At 40.2% G+C, this 17,100-nt stretch carries 14 protein-coding genes and 1 tRNA gene; 8 read left to right on the plus strand and 7 right to left on the minus strand.

Features of this window, described 5'->3' with window-relative positions; all coding sequences use genetic code 11:
* Window positions 1-10: 10 nt before the first annotated feature.
* Window positions 11-1,789, minus strand: coding sequence for a hypothetical protein (locus G4P69_RS04050; protein WP_208341536.1), 1,779 nt, complete (start codon window positions 1,787-1,789; stop codon window positions 11-13).
* 513 nt (window positions 1,790-2,302) lie between these two features.
* On the opposite strand from G4P69_RS04050, the gene G4P69_RS04055 reads away from it, so the two are divergent.
* Window positions 2,303-2,926: a cytochrome b N-terminal domain-containing protein gene (locus G4P69_RS04055; RefSeq protein WP_208341537.1), complete on the plus strand. Its 624-nt coding sequence runs from the start codon at window positions 2,303-2,305 to the stop codon at window positions 2,924-2,926.
* 5 nt (window positions 2,927-2,931) lie between these two features.
* Here the strand turns inward: G4P69_RS04055 and G4P69_RS04060 are convergent, their stop codons facing one another.
* Window positions 2,932-4,860 carry a cation:proton antiporter gene (locus G4P69_RS04060; RefSeq protein ID WP_208341538.1) on the minus strand — a complete coding sequence of 643 codons (1,929 nt, stop codon included), beginning with the start codon at window positions 4,858-4,860 and terminating at the stop codon, window positions 2,932-2,934.
* Window positions 4,861-5,143: 283 nt separating this feature from the next.
* Between G4P69_RS04060 and G4P69_RS04065 the strand changes: the two genes are divergently transcribed.
* Window positions 5,144-5,216 (plus strand) — tRNA-Glu (locus G4P69_RS04065).
* A gap of 93 nt (window positions 5,217-5,309) precedes the next feature.
* On the opposite strand, the gene G4P69_RS04070 is transcribed toward G4P69_RS04065, so the two are convergent.
* From G4P69_RS04070 to G4P69_RS04080, 3 genes are all read right to left on the minus strand, one after another.
* Complete coding sequence (locus G4P69_RS04070; RefSeq protein WP_390691843.1) at window positions 5,310-5,903, minus strand: SRPBCC family protein; 594 nt, start codon at window positions 5,901-5,903, stop codon at window positions 5,310-5,312.
* Complete coding sequence (locus G4P69_RS04075) at window positions 5,903-7,912, minus strand: GAF domain-containing sensor histidine kinase (protein WP_208341540.1); 2,010 nt, start codon at window positions 7,910-7,912, stop codon at window positions 5,903-5,905. Before G4P69_RS04075 ends, G4P69_RS04070 begins: the two co-directional genes overlap by 1 nt.
* A gap of 708 nt (window positions 7,913-8,620) precedes the next feature.
* Window positions 8,621-8,956 carry a ribbon-helix-helix domain-containing protein gene (locus tag G4P69_RS04080; RefSeq protein ID WP_208341541.1) on the minus strand — a complete coding sequence of 112 codons (336 nt, stop codon included), beginning with the start codon at window positions 8,954-8,956 and terminating at the stop codon, window positions 8,621-8,623.
* Between the two features lie 524 nt (window positions 8,957-9,480).
* Between G4P69_RS04080 and G4P69_RS04085 the strand changes: the two genes are divergently transcribed.
* From G4P69_RS04085 to G4P69_RS04100, 4 genes are all read left to right on the plus strand, one after another.
* On the plus strand, window positions 9,481-9,870 hold the full coding sequence (locus G4P69_RS04085; protein WP_208341542.1) for an alr0857 family protein: 390 nt from the start codon (window positions 9,481-9,483) through the stop codon (window positions 9,868-9,870).
* A gap of 520 nt (window positions 9,871-10,390) precedes the next feature.
* Window positions 10,391-10,723, plus strand: a complete 333-nt coding sequence (locus tag G4P69_RS04090; RefSeq protein ID WP_208341543.1) for a hypothetical protein — start codon at window positions 10,391-10,393, stop codon at window positions 10,721-10,723.
* A 237-nt stretch (window positions 10,724-10,960) separates the two neighbouring features.
* Entirely contained in the window at window positions 10,961-11,500 is a 540-nt protein-coding gene (locus G4P69_RS04095) for a Dps family protein (protein ID WP_208341544.1), read from the plus strand.
* Between the two features lie 202 nt (window positions 11,501-11,702).
* Window positions 11,703-11,885: a CsbD family protein gene (locus G4P69_RS04100; protein ID WP_208341545.1), complete on the plus strand. Its 183-nt coding sequence runs from the start codon at window positions 11,703-11,705 to the stop codon at window positions 11,883-11,885.
* A 394-nt stretch (window positions 11,886-12,279) separates the two neighbouring features.
* On the opposite strand, the gene G4P69_RS04105 is transcribed toward G4P69_RS04100, so the two are convergent.
* Window positions 12,280-12,999, minus strand: a complete 720-nt coding sequence (locus tag G4P69_RS04105) for a response regulator (RefSeq protein WP_208341557.1) — start codon at window positions 12,997-12,999, stop codon at window positions 12,280-12,282.
* Window positions 13,000-14,189: 1,190 nt separating this feature from the next.
* Between G4P69_RS04105 and G4P69_RS04110 the strand changes: the two genes are divergently transcribed.
* Both G4P69_RS04110 and G4P69_RS04115 read left to right on the plus strand, forming a co-directional pair.
* Window positions 14,190-15,314, plus strand: a complete 1,125-nt coding sequence (locus G4P69_RS04110) for a sensor histidine kinase (RefSeq protein WP_208341546.1) — start codon at window positions 14,190-14,192, stop codon at window positions 15,312-15,314.
* A gap of 148 nt (window positions 15,315-15,462) precedes the next feature.
* Window positions 15,463-15,897 (plus strand): DUF2294 domain-containing protein, encoded by a 435-nt coding sequence (locus G4P69_RS04115; RefSeq protein WP_208341547.1) that lies wholly within the window; start codon window positions 15,463-15,465, stop codon window positions 15,895-15,897.
* A 90-nt stretch (window positions 15,898-15,987) separates the two neighbouring features.
* On the opposite strand, the gene minD is transcribed toward G4P69_RS04115, so the two are convergent.
* On the minus strand, window positions 15,988-16,815 hold the full coding sequence (gene minD / locus G4P69_RS04120; protein WP_208341548.1) for a septum site-determining protein MinD: 828 nt from the start codon (window positions 16,813-16,815) through the stop codon (window positions 15,988-15,990).
* Window positions 16,816-17,100: the final 285 nt, after the last annotated feature.

Here is a 17,100-nt window from a genome sequence, read left to right on the forward strand (position 1 = left end):
CTACTCCCTCCTACTCGTTGTTCTGTCTTTGTTCTCTAAGTTGGCGCAATCGCTTCAGTAGTTTTTGCCCAGATTCGATAGAAGTCGATGGCTGATTACTACTGACTTTGGGTTGAGATGATGCTTGAGGAATAATTTGTGATGGTGGTGTTGGTTGATTGCCTCTAATTCCCTCATTAGTTTGTCGTTTAACAGAAGTTTGGGGTGAAATTCTGCTTACCTGTTTAAGCTGAAGTGGTTGTGCATTTACTTGTGGTGTGTGCACTTGCTGAGAAACATTAGCTGGCTGTTCATTTGATGGTTGAGCCACAGGAGAGAAGCCTCTACGACGTTCTATCAATCTTTGTCGTAGTTTAGATAAAGCTTCCTGCTTTTGATTTATGGCAGATGAAGATCCAGCTGTGTTATTGGTAGGTGCTGCAACTTGAAGCAAACGGGCAGGTGCTTGTTTTACAGCCTCAGAGCTACCATCAGTTTTCAAAGATAAGCTAAATGGGTAATACTTGGGCTTACCTGTTTTTTGAACAGGGTTGTTCTGGAAATATTCTCTAAAATATTCTCTGGTAGATGCTTTGAGATCAGATGAAACAGAGTTATTCATAAAGGTTACTGTTTCAACTTTACCTTCAGCATCTACAATCAAAGCACCATCAAGTCTACTTTGTTGGCTTGATTTTGCATTAATTGTTCCAAAAATAGGCAGTTTAGTTTCTATATTGGGGTATTGTTGCTTGACTTGATTAAATTGATCCCCAAAATTAGGAGTTTTTCCAACTACTGCTCCTCCCATATTTGAGGTAGACTGCATCTGCGGCGAGAGGGAAGCGTTCCCAGCTTGCGGGGATGGTATTAAATTTGTGTTTGCTAGGCTGACTCTAGTTTGTGAAGGTTCTCCTATTGGAGTTATTAGCTGCCGATTTTGTATAGCTGTTGATACGGTGTTTCCATTTGCTATGACGGGTGAAGTTGTATTTTGTGTTGTTCCTAGGGGGATAACAGATGGAACACTTCGCAGATCTGGCGGTACTTTAGCAGCTTGTAATTCTGGTAGACGGCTAGAAGATGATACTCCTGTAGCTATATTGCTTTGTCTAGTATTTGTATTAACACTTTGGACTGGCAAATTTGTCTGTGGTAGTTCTGTAGCTATATTTGCTTGTCTATTAGTTGTGTTAACACTTTGTATCGGCAAATTTGTTTGTGCTAGTTCCGCAGGTGTTTTAGCAGGCTGCAATTCGCTTATATTAGAAGGTGGTAGAGGTTGGGGTGCCCCCAATGCCACCTTGTCATTAAAACGAGTTAATGGTCGGGGATTTATGGCTGTTGGATTTAACGAACTACTAATAGGGTTGATCGGGTAATTACTTAGCGGGAGTCTCTGTAAGGGCTGACTTTTGGGTAAAGAAGGAATAGATAAGTTAGTTGATGATTTAGGTAGTGGAGGTAATATTACCTGAGTCGTAGGAGATTGAGGTATTGGAGATAAAAGCTGCTGTTGCGTAGATAAGTTTGGTGGTGGCGGAGGGATTTGAGGTTGTAAGGCAAGGGGTTTTATTGCTACTTGGGGTACTCCCGCTTGTGGAAGGCGGTTTTGTTCTGCCTGATTTAATTCAACAACTCCAACAGTTTTTGATGGATTTATTTCTTGTTGTTTTGGTTTGGAGTCAACTGGCATCAACGGCAGGATGAACGCGATAGTACCGTGGATGCCAACAGAGGCAATAGCTGCTATTCCAGTAGGTTGGCTTAGGAAGTCTGGTATATTTTTCAGCAATGAGGCGTAAGACATAACAGTTTTCGTTCACTCGGCTCGTTTGCAATTGACTGGCGATTTTATCTTTCAGGCAATAATTAACAGATCTGCTTTTATAAAATAATAGCTTTATTGAACAGATTTAAAACAGAAAGATTGCTAGTTTTTATAGTTGTTAATCGAAACAAAAATGACGCAGTATTTTTCCAAGAAGTTGCGTTTATTGAAAATTAATTTTGAAAATTAGTTTTAGGACAGTGGGTATGGGGCATGGGGCATGGGGTAAGAAGTAGAGAACACAGGAGGGAAAGAAAGAAAAAAAAAGGTGATCCGATTCGTATTGACTTCCTTTCAGCTCAAGATTTACCGAAGTAATACTTACTCGTCTACCCTATGCCCTATGCCCTATGTCTATTCTCATTTTGCATAATATTATACATTCGTACTTACTACTATACGAAATATTTTTTTACGTTAAGCATTTTTAATATTTCTTAGCTAAACTTGTAATAAAAAGACATGATTCGCTAATCAAAGGGGCGAGGGTCTATGAAAAATCCTAACGTTGAGATGGTTTTGCGCCGAATAACGACAAGTTTATCGGTAGTTATTATTACGTTGACTCTTGTTGGTGTCAGTACTGGAGTTCTGTTGTCTTTTAACTATGAACCTGCTGCTGGAGCAGCATATCAGTCATTGAAAGTTATTAACACTGAATTACCATACGGATGGTTGTTCCGGAAAGCACATGAGATCGCAGGGCATGGAGTGATTGCGATCGCACTCATTCAAATTGTAGTAATGTTTCTAGGCCGACAATTTCGTAACGGTTGGTTAAGTGCTTGGATTAGTGGCATATTCCTAACCCTGAACTTGATCGGGCTAGCGTGGACAGCGATGATTCTAGGATGGAATCAAGAAGGATACTGGCGTTTTAACATCGAATTAGGAACTATTCAAGCAATTCCTTTCATTGGTGAACAGCTAAGGGACATTATCACTGGTGGAGCAGTGAGTACGGTAACTGTCCAGCATCTTTACACGATACACAGCTATATACTCTCAATTACAGCCTTAATTCTGGCGGTGATCCATCTAGTTGGAGCGTTGTGGCAAGAAAAAGAAGTGATGGAAGTAGGGGAGTTACAACAGCCCGAACCAGCAAATTCATAATTGTGCTAAGAATTCCTAACCACAGTGTTACTGGCAGCAGCCTGAGATAATTTTGCCAGTGGCACTTCTTCTACTTCTGGTAACTTTTCTAAAGCAAGGCGAGTTGACTGGCTGGCACCAGATAGACGTTTTAAAAGCTGTGGTCTGGGATCATGCAATAAGTAGATAATGCGATCGCCAACTTCCCACTCTTGATTTGCTGGCATTACCTGAAGATTATTGTCTCTTTCTATTAATAGCGGTACCAACTCCTCAGAGCGAATTAATGCCTGTAAATGTGCTTGTTGAAGGGCAAAATCAGACGTATTAAGTGTAGTAGTCCCTAACTTAACTCTTCCATCATTCAAATAGTCGTTCCAAGTTTTAATGGCAAAGTCGGGGATAAAAGCTTGATTAACTTTATTCTCATTGGTTGAGGTAGTTGCTTGCGGATCGCGGGGGAAAACTGCCAATACACGCGGTGGATTAAATTCCTCGGCGGCTCGCTGAGCTAAAACAAAATTTACCTCACCATTGTTTGTCATCGCTAAAAAAGTTCCCATTGAAGCAAGTTCTGCTTCTTCTAAAACACCAGTATCTAAAGCGCTGTTACCGATCACTTTTATCTTTTCCGCTTCAGCTTGCTCGCAACGTTGAGGATCGGTATCAATTATCACCACTTTTTCTCCACGTTCTTGGAACAATCGAGCAATTAACAAACTTAAGGGACTACAACCAACAATTACTGCTCCAGTTGCGTGTTTCGAGGTGATTCTTAAGCATTGAGCGATCCAGCCCGCCGTCAACCCCTGACAAACAACAGTCATGATAATTGTAAGAAAGACTAAAGCTTTAATAGAATCACCACCGTTGATACCGTGCTGTGTCAGCAAAATCGCAAATAAAGAAGCAACAGAGGCAGCTACAATCCCTCTAGGAGCAACCCAGCTTAAAAATAGTTTCTGTCGCCAGTTAAGATCACTATTAAAAGTACATAACAGGATATTAACCGGACGAACAACAAACATTAATACCAAAACGGTCAATAAGTTACCCCAGCCTAGAGCAAATACACTGGCAATAGATAAGTCTGCTGCTAGCAGGATGAATAAAACTGAAATGCTAAGAATTGTTAACTGACCTTTAAACCGCCGTAGCAAACGCTCTTCTGGTACAGAGGAGTTCGCAAAAACCATACCCGCAACTACGGTTGTCATCACTCCAGACTCGGTGCGGATCGTCTGCGCTAGCGTAAAGATCCCCCATAAAACTGCAAGAACAACTAAATTTTTTAGCTCTAGGGAAAGAAAGTTAGCGCGTTTGAAAATAGCGCTCATTAAATAACCACCTGCTGCGCCAATTGCTGCACCAATACCAAGACGCACAAGCAAACCGATGATCGCCCCTTTGGGGCCAGCATCGCCGTTTAAAATAGTGTCTAGCACAACAAAGGCAAGAATAGCCCCTACAGGGTCAATTAAAACGCCTTCGCCTTCTAAAAGCATGGCTACCTGTCGATCAACGTTAATTTGCCTCAACAGGGGGCTGATCACTGTTGGTCCTGTGACCACAACAATGGAAGCGTACAGAAAAGCGATCGGCCAAGGAAATTCGCCAAGCCAATGAGCCGCCATACTGCCACCCAATAACGTGATCAGCGTTCCTAGTGTCACAAGCAATTGCAGGCTAACAGAAACTCTACCTAGCTCTTGGAGATCTAAATTCAGTCCACCCTCGAACAAAATAATCGCTGTTGCTAGCGCCACAATAACATCGAGCCCAGTGCCTAGCATTTGGGGATGTAATAGCCCAATAACATCGGAGCCTAAGACTATACCGAACAGTAGTAAAAAGACAATGCTGGGTACACGAAGGTATGCAGCTACCACTTGAGCGCTAATACCTGCAAATACTGCGATTACGACTTGCAGGGCAATGTGAGAAGATGCTTCCATATGTCAAATTTCAAGGGATATATTTCAACATCTTTCGTGGTGCAACATGACACCCTATGTTCCTTGGTAGATCAAGATGTTTGTTCATACTTGGTTGTTTATAACACAGTATTCTCTATGTTTTTAGTCAAACAGGAAACACTCAATTAGCATCATCGGCATCCGTTCGGTTGATCTAGCACTGTACTAGTTTAACTTCCCCAGAATCTTTAAAAATTTTTTCCTTAAATCTCTTGACATTATCGAGAAAAGTAGTTACCTTTATAAAAGTGAAACGACAGACGCCCCCATCGTCTAGAGGCCTAGGACACCTCCCTTTCACGGAGGTAACGGGGATTCGAATTCCCCTGGGGGTATATCAAACAGTGAACAGTAAACAGTTATCAGTGGTCAAGGGGTGTGTTGGAGTTTTCATACCCCTTGATAACTGCTCATCTGCTCAATCCCTTTCACAGGGCTGAGAAGCTTTCTAGACGTTTGTAAATTGCCATCAGATTTAATTTTACGTCTTGGCTAAGGCGACGCTCTATGATGGCGACAGGCATAGTCAATTTAGGCCAGACTTTGACTGTGTAGGAGAGATACGTTCCCATCAAGTCACCGTTAGAATAAGGTTCTAAACACCAGCTACCGGAGAAGTCTTTAAAATCTCCTTCTACCATTTGGAAATTAATTTTCTCCGGGAAGAATTCTTCTAAATCGAGAATCACTCGCGCAGAAAAATTGAAGCGTAGTAAGCGCTGACAGCCTATCTGCTCTAGGCGTATACCTCCAGTAGGATGCTCCAGCCGACAACTTTTTGCTAGGTTCGGGATAAAATCAGCCAAAGCTTCATAATCTGTAAGCACTTCCCACACTTTTGCTGCTGGTTGAGGGATTTGGACTTGAGCAGTTATTTGTCGCTGCCGCTGCGATATTTTTTGAATATGCACTTGCACAGCTTGTAAAGCATCTACATCAGAGTCCAAATTTTCTTCTAGATATAACTCTTCCTCGGTGGCGGTTAAATCAAGTTCCTCTTGTTGAATGTTTTGTTCTTCGATCACTGTTGGCTGTTGTCTGAAAATTGGGGCAAAGTCAAGGTGAAGCAGATCTTGCTTAGGTTAGAGTTTTCTATCGGGGTACTCTCCACGGTAATCGCTCCATTAAGATGTTGTACTAAGGACTTGGCTAAGGCTAGTCCTAAGCCAGTACCAGGAGTCCATCTTCCTTTTTTTCGACGGAATCTATCAAATATGTACGTGGCTTCCTCTTCAGATATGCCATGTCCAATATTAGTCACTTTAATAATAACCTGATCTACTTGTTGTTCAACTCGGTGAGTCACTTGCAGTTCAATGACAGTATCTTGTTGGGTATATTTACAAGCGTTCGTTAATAACTCTTGCAGGATCCGATCAAAACTCTCTACCTCAGTTTCTAGGATGTAAGACTCTTCCGGTAAATCTAGAGAAATTCTTAAGCCTTTATCTGCCAGTGTTGTTTCAAAAGATCCTGTTATATTTTCTATTTTTTCATTTATGTAAATGGTTTCTAATTGTGGGCGCTGTGGCTGGCTTTCCAATCTTTGGAATGTCAGCAAATCATTAATTAAATTAATTTCCTTAGTACATTCCTGCTCTAGTATATCCATATACCTAGTGTGACGTTCAGGAGTTATTCCGGGGTGACGTAAATTACGCAAAGCCATACGCATGTTGGTTAAGGGGTAGCGTAGGCGATCGCTTATGTTGCTCAAGAACTCATCTTTGAGATCGTTAAGTTCTCGCAATTGCTCAACGTATTGCCGGGTTCTTTCATGCAATTTGGCTTGGAGTTCTAGGCTGCTTTGGAGTTTAGCTGTGCGCTCATCGACCAACATCTGTACTTGTCGCAGCGTTTGTGTTTGAATTACAGCATTACTTATTTGCGCACAAACCATTTCCACAATATTTAACTCTGCTGATTGCCAATCACGAGCATCTGCTTGCTGTAGCACTAGAAATCCTAAAACTTTGCCTTGACTTTCTAATGGCATTAATAGCACCGACGGCAATACTTCCAGAGCAAATACTGGGGCAGCAGCCAAACCCTCATTTTGGTCTGTGCCATTATTAACGATAACTGCTTTTCCAGGATCGCTAAACGCCCGCTGACACAACCCACACTCTAAAAGCCAAAACGAATCCTCTAAATTCTCTAGCACGCTAGCTACAGAAGTTAGTGTTTCTCTAAACCATTGCCCAACAACATTTGCTTTCGCTTTAGGTATTTGTGTTCTAGGTCGAGTTCTAAATAACGGATCAGTATATTTTAATAATATCAGTAGACCACGGTCTACCTGGAGCGCTTCTGCCGTAGAGGTGATTGTTAGCTGGAGCATTTGATTTAACTCCAGGTTACTACGGCTGAGTATCGTCAATTGCTTGATTAAGCTTTGATGCTGAGTACAGGTTTGCAGCTCTCGTTTTTGGCTAGCAATAATCTGTGCTTGTCCCACTTGCGAAAAGGCGATCGCGCAAGATGGCTCAAGAGTTTTTAATAATTGTTTTTCTTTTTGACTCCAATCATAGGGTTGGGATTTTATGAGGCAGATCACGCCGTTGTTATTGCCACCAAATCGACAAGGTATGGCTAAAACAGCTTTTACTGGTATTGGCAAGGACTGACATCCTATTACCAGACTTTTCTCTATTCTGGAAATATCCTCAATGGTTGGTTCACAAGCACACTGCACCACCGGCAAATCCATCTGTTCGACTGAATATACCTCATCTGAGTGAGCCACATCTGAATACTCTTGTGTACACCAATAAGCACTGATTGCCTCATCAGAGACATTGTCCATTACAGTCACTAAGCAGCAGCAATCTACTTGGAAAGCAACTCCTAGTGCTTGGGCAGTTGCTTCCAACATGCCTGATGGAGCCAAGTTACTGGCAATAATTTGGTTAATTTTTTGTGCCAACTGGTGGGCAGGTTCTTCCTGATGCTGCATCAGCTTAACCGGGTATAGTTTAAGTCGATCTACTTCATCTAGACATTGTGGTGACGAGGATAAACGCTTTTCCATTCCTGGCGTGCTCTTGGATAATAACCCCATTCTTTTTGTCTCGAACCTCCTGGTATATTAATTACCCTTAGTTCAGTGGCTGCACCTTGATGAATTGTAAATCTTTGATTAGTACTTTCTCTCAACTGTTATAGCCCTTTTATATTGCAGATGACCAAATTCCTGAAATATTAAATAATTCTCTATAAAAGCAGAAAAATACCAATAACTGAACTGAATTGTTGGGTTTTGATAATTTCTAACTGTTGCCGTCAATTTGATTTGCTAGTTGTGACTCAGAATATCTTTTCTGTACAACATCCATAAACCGTAATTACTCTATAGTTAAGCTAAAAAGCGCATAAACTCCTTCAGTATTATCACTGTGTTATAACTTGGGGTAATGTAGTATTTATTCTATTTACTCCGAGTACTAACGAAATGTAAAATATTGTTACGCTAAAGGCTCTGGAATCTAAGAAAGTTTTAATGTACCGATTGTAAAGAATAAAAGATATTTTAGGCTGCTATTACCTAAACCCGTATCCTTCACTACCATTTATTAAGCTCTACTTTTACATCTGTCAAGTGTAGTCAGACCCCCCAACCCCGTTCGGGGAGGCAGGGGGAGCTCTTGAGGCAGGGGACGACAGAAAATTCTTCCTACATCAATGCAGTTCAGTTACATCTTGTCAAGTAGTAACTGAACTGCATTAGCAAAAACCAAGTTTAAATAGCTAAGCTCTCGACACTCAGAGGAACCATCTCGCCATTTCTTGTGAGTCCTAACAACATCGGTTGTCGCGGTTCAATGAGTTGACCAGTAAGTACACAGCGTTCTTCCTGTTGAGCCGTGGCGGCTATGCTAGCCCGAATATCGGCCTTTGAAAATCGGGGTTTCCACTCTCCTGATTTTTGCTGGACATAGTTCCATAGAATATCCCGGATGAGAGCTTGGTACCCCTGATTTCCCGCTAGTTCTTTGAGTTTATCTTTGAGATCGCGCTCTAAGCGGATACTGGTGACTTCCATATCAGTGGTTGGGGTACGAGCGATTGTATGCATGAGTTTTTCTCCTTAAAGTATGGACAGGATAGTAATACAAGTGTAGTATGTTTAAAGGAATGTTCAATAGGTGAAATTTTTTGTGGAAATAATCATTGTAGGCCAAATTACTTGTCACTGCGTTGTTTCAAGCAATTGTATATTTTCTTTTCTTAAAAATTTGCTAACAAGGCCCAAGTTTTTTGGAAATTAGCTTATTTGAACGTGGAGTATTTATTTATGAGTAACCGTAGCGTAAACCAATGGCAACAGATTGAGGGCAGTCATGATTTTAGATATGCCAGCATTACAGTAACAAAACTAAATAAAAGGAGCGGGAGGTATAAGCATTACTGAGGTTGTGCTTCACATAAGACGAAAAAAGTCAATGGCCAAATTCCAACCCCCGCTTCCGCAACAGTCGAAGCGGGGGTTTTGTATGAGGAGTCAAAAAGAGAGAGCAATGCATCCAACTATTTTTTTGTCCTCGAGACACTTCTGGACGGATGTGCAAGCAAACCTGGAATAACAGGAGAGCATAAGGAATGTTGAAATTAATATATACTGAAACTAGTTTTTACTTAGAGTATGTAGTCCAGTCGCTAGAAGAATGGGTAGCGCAACAAGCAATTTTGGCGCTGCGAGTTGGACAAGTCTTATGTGTTAAACCCAGCACTGCTTCCTTTTTGCTTCCTGTTAATTTATCAGGAGTAGAAGTGCTTAGGGTTCTTGCGTATCAAGATGACCAAGAAATTATTGCGCTGGATGTTTGTGACCTTGATTTCGTAGAAGTCACTTTGCGAGGTTCTTGGTTATCAAATGGTGCTGTTGATGCTGATGGTTTGTTTGTCACAGCTGTAAGCGATCGCACTGAGTTGTTTCTCCACAAACTTTGGCTGGAAGCTCAAGCTTGTACCTCTGTCTGCAGCGAATAAAATCAACTTCAAGGGTGGAGGAAACAAACTTTCCACCCTTTTGTTATCAGTTATCAGTTATAAATCCATTAAAACAATTAGTAATTATTATATTTCTTCCTAGATCATGTTAGGTTTGCCTATCATGATAATGAAGTATTACATGTAGAGTAGAATATACTCCTCAAACTTCAGTCTATAGGTCGATTAATCTCTTAGCATTTTCCAAGTAGAGTCGTATCAGATAGAGCCTATATATCAGATTAATTGCGTTTTGCAATTAAGCATTCAAACATAGAAGGATAGCGCCAGCGCTTAGCTTTCTAAGCCAACGTTATTGATTTATTCGTGGTGCAAGATTGCTTTTTGAGCGCTGAATACTGAAAAAATGTTTATCCATAAAACCTATGGATAGAAATCCTTCATGAGGATAAACAACATCTGTTCTTCATCTTCATGAACAAGATCTGTCATCTATCTATGACAGCTGATAAAAAGGCTGATCAACTTAGTAAATGTTAATGTTTGGAGGGTTTATTATATGTTGCGTCCAGTGCGCTTTCTAATCGCTGTTTTTACCTGTGCATTACTGTTTTTCTCTAGTGCTTTTCCTGCTGCTGCAATCAGCGGTTCACAAAGTAATCCAGAAGATGCTACTACACAGTTATTAGAAACCCAGCGTCTAACTGACGAAGTAAGTGCAGAGCCACCCCTAGGATTGAAACAAGTTCAAAAGAGATCAAACGAGGGGCTTAACGAGGTTCAGGGAGCAGCGGATATTGACAAAATGAAGCGTCCCGAAAATTCCCAGACAGCAACTTCTGCAGGAGAGACTGCTAAAAATCTTCTAGACAGAGTAACGGGTAAGAAGTAACCAACGTTAAATACGCAACATCCTCACTAAAAGAGTGTTGCTTTAGCAAAGTTAAATTGTGAATACCTAGATTTTGGTGGCAGACATCTTGATGAGCAAAAATCTTTCAAGATGTCTCTTGCTATCTTTATAATTTAGGGAAGTTCAGTTTAACCTTCTAATCTTTCTTAGGGTTGATGTTAATTAGAGGTCGAATTTGTGAAGTTAGAAGAGAAGATAGATTAGGAATTTAAAGTAATGCGTCAAGTGAACATTGGTTTGACACAAGAGCAACGTCAAGGGGTCAGTCGCTTATTGAATCAAGATTTGGCAGATGCTTATCTGTTATTAGTTAAAACCAAAAAGTATCACTGGGATGTAGTTGGACCTCAGTTCCGCACTCTACACCAACTTTGGGAAGAACACTATACAGCATTAACTGAAACTATCGATGCTATCGCTGAGCGAGTGCGTGCTCTAGGCGGTTATCCAATTGGGACAATGGAAGGGTTTTTGAAGGTTGCAACTCTCAAAGAACACGCTGGTAACGTTCCAACTGCAAGCCAAATGGTGGCTAACCTAGTAGAAGACCATGAACAGGTCATCCGCAATCTCCGGCAACATGTGGATCAGTGCGCCGATGAATTCCACGATGAAGGAACTGCTGATTTCCTAACAGGAATAATGGAAGGTCATGAGGAAATGGCTTGGATGTTGCGCTCGTTCATTGAAGGAGAAGCACTTCAAGCAGATGGTTCGAACCCATCAACAGAAAAGAAAACACCTGTAGGGGTGTAAATATTTAAATTTTCTGACTAAATCAGCCGCTACATTTGTACTCAAATGAGCGGCTATTCTATAACTTTGGTTCAATAGTTGTGAATACCGATTGTCGGATGCAATTTTTGATAAAGCCTGCCTTATGATGGAAGGCTAAAAAAATAGAAACTGATATTATAACGATAACAAACAAAAAATAAAATATTAAGTGAGAAGAAATATGAGCTTAGAAAAACGAGTCGAAGCAACTGCAAAAAATATTGAGGGAAAAGTTCAAGAAGCTTTCGGGGAAATAACTGGTAATCCAAGGCAAAAGGCAGAAGGACAAGCAAAACAAGCAGAAGCTCAAATAGAGCACACTGTAGAAAATCTTAAAGATGAGGTCAAAAGAGTTTTTGACTAGACAAAATAAATATATGTCAGGATTCTAAAACGCAAAATGCCCTTCGGGAGTTGAGAGACTCCCAGAGGAGAAGGAGATCCCGAGGGGCGTTTTAATGCGTCGCTTCAGCATGACTCTGTAAAAAATAACTACTATATTAAGCCACGCATGCCCTAAAAATAGGGGCTTAAGGCTACGCGTGTCGAGGACATAGAAGAAGGGTGGATCAGTACACTCTTAGACAAAGACTGTACGTATTGATCCTAGAAACCTTAGAAGTAGGGATATTAAGGCAGTCCCGATGAAAAAAATTTCACCGCCAGGCATGAAAGAGGAATATTCCCTGCTAAGAGCTCCCTCTTATAAGTCAGAGAGAGTAATGTCTTAAGAATCCCCGTTTCTGTAGAGCAGGAAGTTAAGCGACTAATCCAGAGCGTAAGGCGCGAACAGCAGCTTGAGTACGATCATCAGCACATAACTTGTTGAGGATATTCCGAACGTGGGTTTTGACAGTTCCAACTGTTATATAAAGCCGCTCAGCAATTTGCCCGTTACTACACCCAGCTACAATCAGCTCTAAAATTTCCAGTTCCCTTTGTGTTAGTGGGTATGTTTCTAGAACTTGCTCATACTCAGAGGGTAGTGCTTCTATTTTTACTGTTTTAGGCTGATCAGATTCTTGGTTGTTCGGTAACCCTTGGCGCATTTGCTGCAACACAACGTTAGCGATCGCCGGATCAATCCAAGATTGACCCTCATAAGTTGCTTGTATCGCCTCTGTTAACCTATCAATGCTAGTATCCTTCATATAATAAGAATCTGCTCCAGCGGCAAAAGCTGCAAGTACAGCATCCTCTGTATGATCCATCGTCAACACAAGAATTTTAGTTGCTGTGTCCCCACTTTCTGTTTGAAATTGCCTAAACCTCCGTGTGAGTTCGATGCCGTCAATATCTGGTAACCCAATGTCCACAACCGCTACATCTGGCTTAGCCGTTTCCAGCAGTTTCAATCCTTTAGTTCCATTGGGTGCTTCCCCAATTACTTTTATCCCATTGTTGGACTGTAGTGCAGCTCTCAGCCCCATTCTTGTCAGGTCATGATCTTCAATTAAAACTATATTAATTTCACTCATCATTAATACTCTCTGACTCCTAGTTGCATTAATCCCCGCATTTTTCATAAGTTTAGCCACTTACGCTTTGCTATCTCACTTGTTAAGACCTTGACCCAAAGTATATTTTTGAGATTTGTATAGAAATAGGAGTTTTGGCAGAACTTCCAAAACCGCCTTACTTTACCTCTAATCTTCTAGGTTTCATAAGCTTTTAGTAAATCATAGTGAGATATCCAGGTGTAGATAGCCATTATTTTGCGGTTCTCTTCTTTTTCCAAAACTAAAGATAGATGATCTTTTATCAAAATTTCATCCATCGATAGAGATATACAATTCTCTGAGTTTTTGCCAGTTGCACCTAACCACTATCTAGCCTGGGATATATAGCTAGCTGACATGATCTTAAAAGATTATAACCTGCTTCACAATCAACAAGTGATTGTTTAAGGGCGATACTACTGTGAGTGCGTAAATAAACCTACCATTCAAAATACGGTAAAAGCTAAGAACACAATTGTTTTGACCTACGCCTTCTTGTTTTCAGGCTGTATGGAAAGACAAAATTCCTTATCCTTAATACATATAATGCTCAATTTGTATAGTACCTTAGTCCTACTAGTTTTTATCTTTATTTGACCATATTCTTGTTTGCTTGGCACTTAACCTTAATCTCTTGCAACCACGATTTGAGACCAAAAAGGCAAACTAACAGGACCACTTCCATGTTTAACGGTGAAAATTTTTCCTCGTCTCTACGTCTGAGAATTCTAACTTACGATAGGTAAAAGTTGGCAAAAAATTATAACTAACGGTTGAAGACAAGGCGGATCGATGCATCTAAAATGACGCTAGTATTAGACCGTCTTCTAAAAAGAAGTACAAAAAGCGAAGATATGTTACAGGCTGTAACCTAACTGCCTCACTGTTCCAAACCTTTCATTGCTTCGTGTCTAATCTTATAATTAAAATAGAGGATGAGATGCCCCTCTTATTCATGCTACATAAACAATATGAAAGAAGCACAATTTTTCAAAATTAATATAGCAAGCTACCTGCATTTCATTACTCTAAATACAAGCATTACATTAAGGGATTTAGCACCTAAAAAAAGGTACTATGACTCAGAAAAACTAAAGTAAGAGAAAGAAAAAACGTTATAATCTCTAAAACAAAAAATATATATGAGTTTTTCAAATCGCTGAGATCTTATGTTATATAGCGAAAATTCTAAAATAGAGCGTATTTTAGCAGTAGATGATACTCCTGACAATCTGATTCTACTAGAAGCAATTTTAGAGGTTGAAGGTTACGAAGTTCAAATAGTATCTGATGGGAGAAACGCTCTACAGCAAATCGTACAAGCTCCGCCCGATTTAATTTTGCTAGATGTTATGATGCCAGGAATGGATGGTTATGAGGTAACACGTAGAATACGTAATAATAGCGAGTTACCTTATATCCCTATTCTGCTAGTGACAGCTTTTAAAGAGGCTAGCGTTGTTGAAGGTTTGGATGCAGGAGCAGACGATTTTATCTGTAAGCCTTTTGATCAAGATGAACTATTGGCAAGGGTAAGATCGCTCCTACGTCTTAAACATAGCATTGACGAACAGCGAAAGATGACACGCCAACGTGAGGACTTCGTTTCACGGATGACTCATGATTTGCGAACCCCTTTAGTTGCTGCAGATCGTATGCTAAATTTGTTTGCTACAGAAACTTTTTGTAAGATTTCCCCGGAAATGAAAGAGGCGATCGCCGCAATGATTCGTAGCAACCATAATTTGTTACAAATGGTTAACAATCTCTTAGAGGTTTACCGTTTTGAGGCAGGTAAAAAGACTCTACAGTTTGAAAACTGTCATTTAGGAGAAATCGTTCAGGAAGTCGTTCAAGAACTAACTCCTCTTGCTAAAGAAAAAGGTTTAAGTGTGAATATAGACGCAAGTAACTTAGATCAACAAGACGCAAATGCTGGTATAGTGATGGGGGATCGCCTAGAACTAAGAAGAGTTGTGAGCAACTTGATCGGAAATGCTATCAAGTTTACAGATACAGGTGGTGTCAATATTCGTGTTTTTGAGAAATTTCTGCCTCCTAACGACCAAAAATGGGCAATAATTCAAGTAGAAGATACTGGGTATGGGATTGCGTCAGAGGATCAAGCAATACTCTTTGAACGGTTTCGTCAAGGAAAAAATAAACGTTCTGGTAGTGGATTGGGACTACATTTATCCCTCCGCATCATTGAATCACACAAAGGCAAAATAGATATTTCCTCCGAACTAGGCAAGGGGAGTGTATTTACCGTGTATCTCCCAAAACAACTTTGAGGGTTTGATAGGCAACATGATAGAGGTTAATGAAATCAAATAAAAGTACCATAGAACTCGTATTTGATTTTTGAGAAACCGGAACTCAGCTTTCCTTGTATAGTGTTCCCTGAGCTCCACATCTTCATTGAAAACAATTAAAGAATATATGTCTACAGGATTAACTCCAACACGCGGTCAAGTAGAAAGAACCTTAGCGCAGCGCATCCAGGCTTTATATCGCGAGTATTTAGGACACCAACCAAGTAAAGTTACTTGCCAACTGTCAGATCAAAACTTAGTAATATTATTAGAGAATGCTATCACCCAACCAGAGCAATTGCTTACTCAAGCAGGTCGCCAAGAACTAGCAAAGCAAGTTCATTCTGACTTAGGTAACGTCATCGAACCTAAAATTAAGGAACTAATTGAAGAGATTTTACAAGTCTCTGTCTTAGATTTACTAAGCGATACTACTCTGGAGACAGGATTAAGTGGATTTATTGTACTTCTCACAGATACACCTAATATCCGGAGTAATGCTTCAAGTTCCAAAATTAGGAAAAGGAATTCATCCCATAAAAGTGAAGGTCAGAAATCCTAAGTATAAAATATGCTTACCATGTTTATAGTAAGCATATACATCCTCGTATTACTAGGTGTGAAAGTAAATTTCAGGCATCCTAGTTTTTAGTCAAAAATACGGGCATAAATTTGCAAAACTAGTCGTTGGATCGATTTCTTCTTCTGTTTCCAACAACTCATTGTACAACCCTTCAAAGTCAAGGAATTCGACGGTTTTTCCTTGGAGTCGGGAAGCAATATTATCGAACGCTATAGCTGTTTTTGATTTATCTTGTGCTAGGGCTAATGGTTCACCTTGATTTATCGAAACAATCACACTTTCGTCTTCGGGAATTACTCCAAATAAGGGAATTCCCAAAAGTTCTTGAACATCTTGCACTGTCATCAGATTAAAAAGCCGTGCTATTAAGGGTTTGACACGGTTGATAATTAATTCAATCTTTCTAATACCTTCTTCTTCTAGAAGCTTGAGTGTACGATCAGCATCACGAACAGCAGGAATTTCTGGTGTAGTAACGATTAGCGCCTCACTCGCAGGGGCGATCGCATTCTGAAACCCCATTTCAATCCCTGCTGGGCAATCTATTAGCACGTATTCATACCTCTGTGCTAAGGCATCTACCAATGATTTCATTTGCTCTGGTTTTACTGATTCTTGGGAGCATTTTTGTGAGACTGGTAGAAGTACTAAGCGAGGTTGCCTTTTATCTTTAACCAAAGCTTGCTCTATACGGCACTCTCCTGCTAGGAAATCTAACGCACCGTAGACTATACGTTTTTCTAAACCTAGCAGCAAATCTAAATTTCTCAAATTAAAATCAGCATCAATCAATGCGACTTGATGCCCCTTCTTAGCTAAAGCCATACCTAGATTAGCTGTTACTGTGGTTTTACCCACCCCACCTTTGCCAGAGGTAATGACAATAATACGTGTCATGATGGAAACCTGCTCTATTAGGAATCAGGGATGCGCCCCATAATTACCTTTACGAGGAAAATTAGGTACTAACCGGAGGTAAAGTTATCTATTTATTAAAATTTCCTGATGAAAATGATGAATAAATTCACGGCTAGTCACTAAATACACTCTTAATAACTTTATATTAAATATCAATTAGCTGTTTTAGTGCATAGTGAACGAAATAAAACTCAATTTTTGTAATTTAGAGGTGTGTTATTTTTCTGTTAAGTTACTATGATGTAATTGCCCAAATAAGAACGC

This window comes from Aetokthonos hydrillicola CCALA 1050 (genome assembly GCF_017591665.1).
Lineage (GTDB): Bacteria > Cyanobacteriota > Cyanobacteriia > Cyanobacteriales > Nostocaceae > Aetokthonos > Aetokthonos hydrillicola.

Bases quoted from the DNA above. Each gene is read 5' to 3' on its own strand.
- G4P69_RS04050 (WP_208341536.1), bottom strand. From the start codon at position 1,789: ATGTCTTACGCCTCATTGCTGAAAAATATACCAGACTTCCTAAGCCAA.
- G4P69_RS04055 (WP_208341537.1), top strand. From the start codon at position 2,303: ATGAAAAATCCTAACGTTGAGATGGTTTTGCGCCGAATAACGACAAGT.
- G4P69_RS04060 (WP_208341538.1), bottom strand. From the start codon at position 4,860: ATGGAAGCATCTTCTCACATTGCCCTGCAAGTCGTAATCGCAGTATTT.
- G4P69_RS04075 (WP_208341540.1), bottom strand. From the start codon at position 7,912: ATGGAAAAGCGTTTATCCTCGTCACCACAATGTCTAGATGAAGTAGAT.
- G4P69_RS04080 (WP_208341541.1), bottom strand. From the start codon at position 8,956: ATGCATACAATCGCTCGTACCCCAACCACTGATATGGAAGTCACCAGT.
- G4P69_RS04085 (WP_208341542.1), top strand. From the start codon at position 9,481: ATGTTGAAATTAATATATACTGAAACTAGTTTTTACTTAGAGTATGTA.
- G4P69_RS04090 (WP_208341543.1), top strand. From the start codon at position 10,391: ATGTTGCGTCCAGTGCGCTTTCTAATCGCTGTTTTTACCTGTGCATTA.
- G4P69_RS04095 (WP_208341544.1), top strand. From the start codon at position 10,961: ATGCGTCAAGTGAACATTGGTTTGACACAAGAGCAACGTCAAGGGGTC.
- G4P69_RS04100 (WP_208341545.1), top strand. From the start codon at position 11,703: ATGAGCTTAGAAAAACGAGTCGAAGCAACTGCAAAAAATATTGAGGGA.
- G4P69_RS04105 (WP_208341557.1), bottom strand. From the start codon at position 12,999: ATGAGTGAAATTAATATAGTTTTAATTGAAGATCATGACCTGACAAGA.
- G4P69_RS04110 (WP_208341546.1), top strand. From the start codon at position 14,190: ATGTTATATAGCGAAAATTCTAAAATAGAGCGTATTTTAGCAGTAGAT.
- G4P69_RS04115 (WP_208341547.1), top strand. From the start codon at position 15,463: ATGTCTACAGGATTAACTCCAACACGCGGTCAAGTAGAAAGAACCTTA.
- minD (WP_208341548.1), bottom strand. From the start codon at position 16,815: ATGACACGTATTATTGTCATTACCTCTGGCAAAGGTGGGGTGGGTAAA.